Raw genomic sequence first — 7770 nt, 5'->3', positions numbered from 1 at the left:
CCCCCGCCCCCTCTCCCGGCCGGCCGACCGGCTCCCCGTCCCCGACCGGCGGCGGAGAGCAGAACGACACGGACGACAAGAACGGGAGCGACGAGGACCGGAGAGACGACAGCCGCGCCGCACCGGCCCGCCGGGACGCCCCGACCCCCGTCCCGACCGGCTGAGACACCGGCGGACCGGCCGCGCCGCGCCGGTCCGCCGCCGCGCGGCGGAATCCGTTTTGGCGAACCGTCGGGGTATCCCATATGCTTCTCACGTCCCCGACGCGCTGACAAAGCGCCCAGGCGGGCCATCAGCCCTCATCGTCTAGTGGCCCAGGACGCCGCCCTTTCAAGGCGGTAGCACGGGTTCGAATCCCGTTGGGGGCACGCGTCACCTGTGCGAGACTTGTCTCGCGCGAAGCTTGGTCCTGTGGAGCAGTTTGGAGTGCTCGCCACCCTGTCAAGGTGGAGGCCGCGGGTTCAAATCCCGTCAGGACCGCTGCGATCCCCCGTGGATCGCGTGGCTGGGTAGCTCAGTTGGTACGAGCGATCGCCTGAAAAGCGATAGGTCGCCGGTTCGACCCCGGCCCCAGCCACAACCGCCCCTGAACAGGGCAGAAGCCCCGCCGAAGACCATTCGGCGGGGCTTTTCTCGTGCATCCGCCACCTTCATCGCATCCTGCGCTCGCCCGCGATGGCCGAACGTCTGCGCAGGTCGATCGAGCAGGACCGCGCCGGTCACGGCACTGTCCGCGAGCTGGTCGACCCGGGCGACGAGGCTGGCCAAGGCGCCGCGTGAAGGTCCTCTTCCTCGACGACGGCTGGGACGACTACCTGTGGTGGCAGGCGAACGACCGCAAGCTCCTGAAACGGATCAACCATTTCATCGCCGACATCGACCGCAACGGCCACGAGGGCATCGGTAAGCCCGAGCCGCTGCGGAGCGACCTCTCCGGCTACTGGTCGCGGCGCGTCGACTCCGAGCACCGGCTGGTGTACCGCATCGGCGAGGACGACACGATCCACGTCGTGGCGTGCCGCTTCCACTACGAACGCCGATGAGGCTGCGGCCGCCCATGGACGACCCGGCCCCGGCCACCGTCGGTGCCCGCTTCCTCGCCCGGGCGCTGGGGGCACGCGGGTCGTGAGCGCGTGCGCACGGCGGTGACCGCGGGCCCGCCGGTAATGGGGTCGCCGGACGGGACGGCGAGGTGGGATGCTGGGACCCGTATGTCCAGTGCGCCTGTCCTCACCCTGCCCGCCCTCTCGGAGCGGCTTTCCGAACTGATGCCGCGTGACGCGCGGCGGCTCGGCCGTCGGCTCGACGGCGTCCGACGCGTCCGCAAGCCGGAGGCGCGGCAGGCCGTACTCGAGGAGATCGCCACCGAGGTGGCGAGGGCCGAGGAGCGGGTGGCGGCGCGGCGGGCGGCCGTGCCGGAGATCACCTACCCCGAGCAGCTCCCGGTCAGTCAGAAGAAGGACGACATCCTCGCCGCGATCCGGGACCACCAGGTGGTGGTCGTCGCCGGTGAGACGGGTTCCGGGAAGACCACGCAGATCCCGAAGATCTGCCTGGAGCTGGGTCGGGGCGTGCGGGGCCGGATCGGCCACACGCAGCCGCGGCGGATCGCCGCCCGCACGGTCGCCGAACGGGTCGCGGAGGAGTTGCGCACGCCGCTCGGCGAGGCGGTGGGCTGGAAGGTCCGCTTCACCGACCAGGTGAAGGACACCACCCTCGTCAAGCTGATGACGGACGGCATCCTGCTGGCCGAGATCCAGACGGACCGGGAGCTGCTGCAGTACGACACGATCATCATCGACGAGGCGCACGAGCGCAGTCTGAACATCGACTTCCTGCTCGGCTACCTGGCGCAGCTGCTGCCGAGGCGGCCGGACCTGAAGGTTGTCATCACGTCGGCGACGATCGACCCGGAGCGGTTCTCCCGCCACTTCGGCGCCTACGCGGCCGTGCCGGCGTCGGCGACCGTCCCGGCGTCGGCGGCCGGAACCGGGGAGACTGTCTCCGGGGCGCCGATCATCGAGGTCAGCGGGCGCACGTACCCGGTCGAGGTGCGGTACCGGCCGCTGCTGGAGGAGGGCGCGGAGGACGCCGACCGCGACCAGGTCACCGCGATCTGCGACGCGGTGGACGAGCTCCAGGCGGAGGGCCCGGGCGACATCCTGGTCTTCCTCTCCGGTGAGCGGGAGATCCGGGACACGGCGGACGCGCTGGAGAAGAAGTTCCGCCGGGCGGGCGGGCCCCCGGGCGCTCCGGGGACGGAGATCCTGCCGCTGTACGCGCGGCTGTCGCACGCCGAGCAGCACCGCGTCTTCCAGCGCCACTCGGGCCGGCGGATCGTGCTGGCGACCAACGTCGCCGAGACGTCGCTGACCGTGCCCGGCATCAAGTACGTGATCGACCCGGGCTACGCCCGGATCTCCCGGTACAGCCACCGCACGAAGGTGCAGCGGCTGCCGATCGAGCGGATCTCGCAGGCGAGCGCGAACCAGCGCAAGGGCCGCTGCGGCCGTACGTCGGACGGCGTGTGCATCCGGCTGTACTCCGAGGAGGACTTCCTCTCCCGGCCGGAGTTCACGGACGCGGAGATCCTGCGGACGAACCTGGCGTCGGTCATCCTCCAGATGGCGGCGGCCGGTCTCGGCGAGATCGAGCGCTTCCCGTTCATCGACCCGCCGGACCACCGCAGCATCAAGGCCGGCGTGCAGCTGCTGGAGGAGCTGGGCGCGCTGGAGTCCGGCCCGGCGAAGCCCCAGCCCCAGCCGGACGCCCCCGCCGCGACGCCCGCGAAGGCCCCGAAGATCGCGAAGCCCGCGCAGGGCGGCGGCCGGAAGGGTCCGAGGCTGACGGAGACCGGGCGGCGGCTGGCTCAGCTCCCGGTGGACCCCCGGCTGGCCCGGATGGTGCTGGAGGCGGACCGGAACGGCTGCGTGCGCGAGGTGATGGTGATCGCCGCCGCGCTGTCCATCCAGGACCCGCGCGAACGCCCCGCCGACAAGCAGCAGCAGGCGGACCAGCAGCACGCCAGGTTCCGCGACGAGACCAGCGACTTCCTCGCCTACCTCAACCTGTGGCGGTACGTCCGCGAGCAGCAGAAGGAGCTGTCCTCGTCGGCGTTCCGCCGGATGTGCCGCAACGAGTACCTGAACTACCTGCGGATACGGGAGTGGCAGGACATCTACGTCCAGCTGCGGCAGGTGGCGAAGACGATGGACGTGCACCTCGGCGAGCAGGAGGCGTCGCCGGACGCCGTGCACCGCTCCCTCCTGGCCGGCCTGCTCTCGCACCTCGGACTGAAGGACGCGGAGAAGAACGAGTACCTGGGCGCGCGCGGCGCGAAGTTCGCGGTGTTCCCGGGTTCGGCGCTGTTCCGGAAGCAGCCGCGCTGGCTGATGTCGGCGGAGCTGGTGGAGACGTCCCGGCTGTGGGCGCGGGTGAACGCCCGCATCGACCCGGACTGGGTGGAGCCGCTCGCCGAGCACCTGGTGAAGCGCACGTACAGCGAGCCGCACTGGGAGCAGAAGCAGGCCGCGGTGATGGCGTACGAGAAGGTCACCCTGTACGGGGTCCCGATCGTGGCGCAGCGGAAGGTCAACTACGGGCGGATCGACCCGGAGACCTCCCGCGACCTGTTCATCCGCAACGCCCTGGTGGAGGGCGACTGGCGGACGCACCACCAGTTCTTCCACGAGAACCGCAAGCTGCTGGTCGAGGTGAAGGAGCTGGAGGACCGGGCCCGCCGCCGGGACATCCTGGTCGACGACGAGACCCTGTACGACTTCTACGACCAGCGGGTCCCCGAACACGTCGTCTCCGGCGCGCACTTCGACTCCTGGTGGAAGCACCGCCGCCGTACCGAGCCGGACCTGCTCAACTTCGAGAAGTCGATGCTCATCAACGAGCGGGCGGAGTCGGTCAGCAAGGCCGACTACCCCGACTCGTGGCGCCAGGGCGACCTGCGGCTGCGGGTGACGTACCAGTTCGAGCCGGGCGCGGACGCCGACGGCGTGACCGTGCACGTGCCGCTCCAGGTGCTCAACCAGGTGACGCCGGCCGGCTTCGACTGGCAGATCCCGGGCCTGCGCGAGCAGGTGGTGACGGAGCTGATCCGCTCGCTGCCGAAGTCGCTGCGGCGGAACTTCGTACCGGCCCCGGACTTCGCGGCGCGCTTCCTGCGGGCACTGGACGAGCGCGGCTACGAGCACCGCTCCCCCGCCGGCCCGCCCGCCGAGCCGCTGACGGCCGTGCTGGCACGGGAGTTGGTACGCCTTACGGCGGTCCGGGTCACGCCCGAGGACTTCGACTGGTCGAAGGTCCCCGACCACCTGGCGGTGACGTTCCGGGTCGTCGACGAGCGGCGGCGCAAGCTGCCCGGCGACTCGGAGAGCAAGGACCTCGACGTCCTGCGCGCCCGCTTCAAGCCGAAGGCGCAGGCCGCGCTCAGCCGCGCCTTCGACGCCTCGACCGCCCGCGCGGGCGGCGGCCGGCGCACGGACCAGACCGGCAGCGCGGAACCGGCGCGGGACGCCGCCCCCACCCAGCGCACCGGGCTCACCTCCTGGACGATCGGCACGCTGGACCGCACCTTCGAGACCAGGCGCGGCGGCCAGCCCGTGCGGGCGTACCCCGCGCTGGTCGACGACGGCCCGAAGACGGCGACGGTCTCGGTCCGGCTCTTCGACACCGAGGAGGAGCAGCAGGACGCCATGCGCGCCGGCACCCGCCGGCTGATCATGCGGAACCTGCCGTCGGACCCGGCGAAGTTCGCCCAGTCCAAGCTGAGCAACCAGCAGAAGCTCGCGCTGGCCAGCACCCCGCACGGCAGCGTGCAGGCGCTCTTCGAGGACTGCGTGGGCGGCGCCGTCGACCAGCTCGTCGCGGCGAACGGCGGCCCGGCCTGGGACGAGGAGGGCTTCCGCAAGCTCTTCGACGCCGTCCGGTCCGACGTCGTCGACGCCACGATGCGGACCGTGCGGCAGGTGCAGGAGATCCTGGCGGCCTGGCAGTCCTGCGAGCGGCGGATGAAGTCGCCGCCGCTGTCGACCAGTCCGGCGCTGGTGACGTCCGTCGCCGACGTCCGGCAGCAACTCGCCGAGCTGGTACCGGCCGGCTTTGTCACCCGGCACGGCGCCGCACGGCTGCCGCACCTGCTGCGCTACCTGGTCGCCGCCGACCGCCGCCTCCAGCAGCTGCCCACCAACGCGCAGCGCGACCAGGCCCGGATGGCAAAGGCCAAGGAGATGCGGGACGAGTACGAGTGGCTGCTGGAGCAGTTCCCGCCCGGCCAGCCGGTGCCGGCGGCGACCCGGGAGATCCGGTGGATGATCGAGGAGCTGCGCGTCAGCTACTTCGCCCACGCCCTGGGCACCGCGTACCCGATCTCCGACAAGCGCATCGTCAAGGCCGTCGACGCCGCCGTCCCCGCCACCCGCCGCTGAGCGGCGCCCGCCGGGGACGGCGTGCGCGCGACGCGCCGCTCAGCGGCCTGCCGAGATCCGCAGATGTCCCGCGCGTGCAGGCGGCGCCGACCGGCTGGCCACATGGGTCGCACGCCGGATGCTCCTCAGAAGCCACCCGTGTAGAGGAGAAGGAGGGAAACGGGGTAGAGCACGCCGAAGGCGCCGGTGACGAGGCCGATGGCACACGGCAGGCGGTTGACCTTGATCCTGCCCACCAGGCCGAGGATGCCGAAGGTGACAGCGAGGCTCCCGGCCAGGACGCCGAACGGCCCCAGCAGGAACGCGGCGATCACCGCGATGACACCGAAGCCGAGCGAGACCGGACCGTAGAGGGTCGCTGGCGTGTCGGTGTCCGGTGGCCGCTCGGTTCCCCCACGAGCCGATCGCACTTCCTGTGACTTCTGGTCCGGCACGAATCCCCCACCGCTTGGACGTCCGAGCTCTGCCACACGCGGTCACCGTGCGGCCGGGTCGAGCCGCGCGCCCCAGCAACGTGTGTGCTGTTCGTCGGCGCTCGGGCTCAACGCATCTCGCCGATCATACGTTCGCGGACTGACACGCGCCGGAGCGGTACGCACTGTGTCCCCACTGACAGGACCTGGTTGAGCTCGCGGCGCCCGGCCGGCCGGTGCGGCGGTGGCCCGGGAGATCCGCTTGATGATCGAGGAGCTACCGGTCAGCTACTTCGCCCACGCCTGGGCACCGCCTACCCGATCTCCGACAAGCGCATCGTCAAGACCGTCAACGCCGCCGTCCCCGGCACCCCCCGCTGGGGCCGGGGACGGTGTGCGAACGACGTGCCGTTCAGTCACCCGGGGTATGTGGTCCAGCGCTCGGCCGGCGCCTGATCACGACTTCGAGGTGCTGCGCTCGCCATGCGGAGAGTCCCCACGCGGCCGGAAGTTGAAGACTGAACAGAGCGAAGATGGCGATCACGAAGGCACTGTCGAGAGGAGAGTCGTCGCCCGCCGCCCACGCCGCGACTCCTTCGCACCCGACGAGGATGGCCACGTAGAGGGCGCCGTCGGTCAGGATGACGCCCCAGCGCGGGAGCGGAGGCAGGACTCTACGGGCAACCGTCAGGCCCGCGAACGCCACGACCGGAAAGACCAGCTCGGCTGGCCCCACGATGTCCGCCAGCCCGCTCGTTCCCCTGGACGTCAACGTCATCGCGGCCAGTACGACAAGGCCGACCATCCACGACGATGCGACCACGAAGAACGCGTAGCGGACCGCGCTACGCCAGGTGACCGTCACGTCGGTCCCTTCCGGGAGAGGGGCACCCCCTGTGCCCCGCCGTGCGATTCTCCCACCGGCAACGGGTCAACGAGCCGGGGGCCAGGACGGGTTGGCGGTGGTACGGGCAACTGGCGTGGCAGCGCCACAGACCGGCCGGCGCCCCTCGCCTTCTGTCGACCGACCGCCTCCCGTCCCGGCCTGCCGGAACGCTTCGCGACGGGCTTCTGGGGACGGATTCGCTCTGGGTGGCCGGGCTGCTGTAGAGTCTCGTCTCGCACCACCGGGAAGCCGGTGGAGGCGACCTGGTCCTGTGGAGCAGTTTGGAGTGCTCGCCACCCTGTCAAGGTGGAGGCCGCGGGTTCAAATCCCGTCAGGACCGCATGTACGTCGAAGGGCGTCCCCGTCAGCGGGGGCGCCCTTCGACGTGTTCGCCGTGCGCCACGCTTCCGTGCTCCGGGCGGTCTTGACGGGGGGTCGGCGGGCCAGTACTCCTCGTGCAAGGAGGTGGCGCCCATGGCTGCGACCCGGGGTGACCAGGGGAACGGGCGGCACGCGACGCGTGCGCTGCTGCGGGCGCACCTGTCGGCCGCCGTCCGGCACGGGCACTCGACCCGTCGATGTGTGGTCTGCCACCGTCTGCGACTGCTCGCGGACGAGCAGCCGGAGCAGCAGCCTCTGTCGACCGCGGAACCCGCGGCGGAGCCCGACCGCGGGTGAAGTCCCGCACGGGGATGACAAAAGCCCGGCGCGGGCCCCTCGGACATGCCAAGGTGAACAGGCAACTCCCTTGCGACGTACGGCGGGCCGCGCTGATACCGCATCCTCCACACGCCCGACAAGAGGGACGGCGCTGTGACGGTAGTCACTCAACTCGGCGCGGAACGGGCGCTTCTTATCCCGTCCATACGGGCGGTCGATAGAATATGTGCAATTTCACCGCACCCTCGGAGGCCGTCTCCGACCGGGGGATGAGGGGTCGCGGCGCGGCCCGTGCGAGGCGCCTGCGGGGCGTTCGGTGGCGGAGCGGCGGGGCTGGCCGGCCGGCGCGAGGGGTGCGCGGGGGCCTCTGAAG

Annotated in this window: 5 protein-coding genes, 4 tRNA genes and 1 pseudogene; 8 read left to right on the top strand and 2 right to left on the bottom strand. The window is 71.3% G+C overall.

Going from position 1 to position 7770, the window contains the following annotated elements; genetic code table 11:
* Positions 1 to 295: 295 nt before the first annotated feature.
* The 5 genes from GL263_RS16795 to hrpA all read left to right on the top strand — a co-directional run bounded on the left by GL263_RS16795 (position 296) and on the right by hrpA (position 5438).
* A tRNA-Glu gene (locus GL263_RS16795) sits at positions 296 to 368 on the top strand.
* Between the two features lie 37 nt (positions 369 to 405).
* Positions 406 to 480, top strand: a tRNA-Asp gene (locus tag GL263_RS16790).
* A gap of 23 nt (positions 481 to 503) precedes the next feature.
* Positions 504 to 577: transfer RNA gene (locus tag GL263_RS16785), tRNA-Phe, on the top strand.
* Positions 578 to 776: 199 nt separating this feature from the next.
* Positions 777 to 1043, top strand: a complete 267-nt coding sequence (locus tag GL263_RS16775; protein WP_182856538.1) for a Txe/YoeB family addiction module toxin — start codon at positions 777 to 779, stop codon at positions 1041 to 1043.
* A gap of 168 nt (positions 1044 to 1211) precedes the next feature.
* A complete protein-coding gene (gene hrpA / locus GL263_RS16770; RefSeq protein ID WP_182856537.1) occupies positions 1212 to 5438 on the top strand; it encodes an ATP-dependent RNA helicase HrpA in 4227 nt (1408 codons plus the stop codon).
* 125 nt (positions 5439 to 5563) lie between these two features.
* On the opposite strand, the gene GL263_RS16765 is transcribed toward hrpA, so the two are convergent.
* Positions 5564 to 5848 (bottom strand): hypothetical protein, encoded by a 285-nt coding sequence (locus GL263_RS16765; RefSeq protein WP_182856536.1) that lies wholly within the window; start codon positions 5846 to 5848, stop codon positions 5564 to 5566.
* Positions 5849 to 6101: 253 nt separating this feature from the next.
* Here GL263_RS16765 and GL263_RS29255 point away from each other — a divergent pair.
* Positions 6102 to 6217 (top strand): annotated as a pseudogene (locus GL263_RS29255) (DUF3418 domain-containing protein); the annotation flags it as partial.
* A gap of 46 nt (positions 6218 to 6263) precedes the next feature.
* Here the strand turns inward: GL263_RS29255 and GL263_RS16760 are convergent.
* The gene (locus GL263_RS16760) at positions 6264 to 6716 is read right to left on the bottom strand and encodes a hypothetical protein (RefSeq protein WP_182856535.1); all 453 of its coding nucleotides are present in this window, start codon (positions 6714 to 6716) and stop codon (positions 6264 to 6266) included.
* Positions 6717 to 7002: 286 nt separating this feature from the next.
* On the opposite strand from GL263_RS16760, the gene GL263_RS16755 reads away from it, so the two are divergent.
* Positions 7003 to 7077 (top strand) — tRNA-Asp (locus tag GL263_RS16755).
* A gap of 134 nt (positions 7078 to 7211) precedes the next feature.
* Entirely contained in the window at positions 7212 to 7415 is a 204-nt protein-coding gene (locus tag GL263_RS16750) for a DUF6274 family protein (RefSeq protein ID WP_182856534.1), read from the top strand.
* The last annotated feature ends 355 nt before the right edge of the window (positions 7416 to 7770 follow it).

This window comes from Streptomyces durbertensis (genome assembly GCF_014156695.1).
GTDB classification, from domain to species: Bacteria; Actinomycetota; Actinomycetes; order Streptomycetales; family Streptomycetaceae; genus Streptomyces; species Streptomyces durbertensis.
The sequence above is the reverse complement of the archived record's forward strand: the minus strand, read 5'-3'. Positions and strand labels throughout refer to the sequence as shown.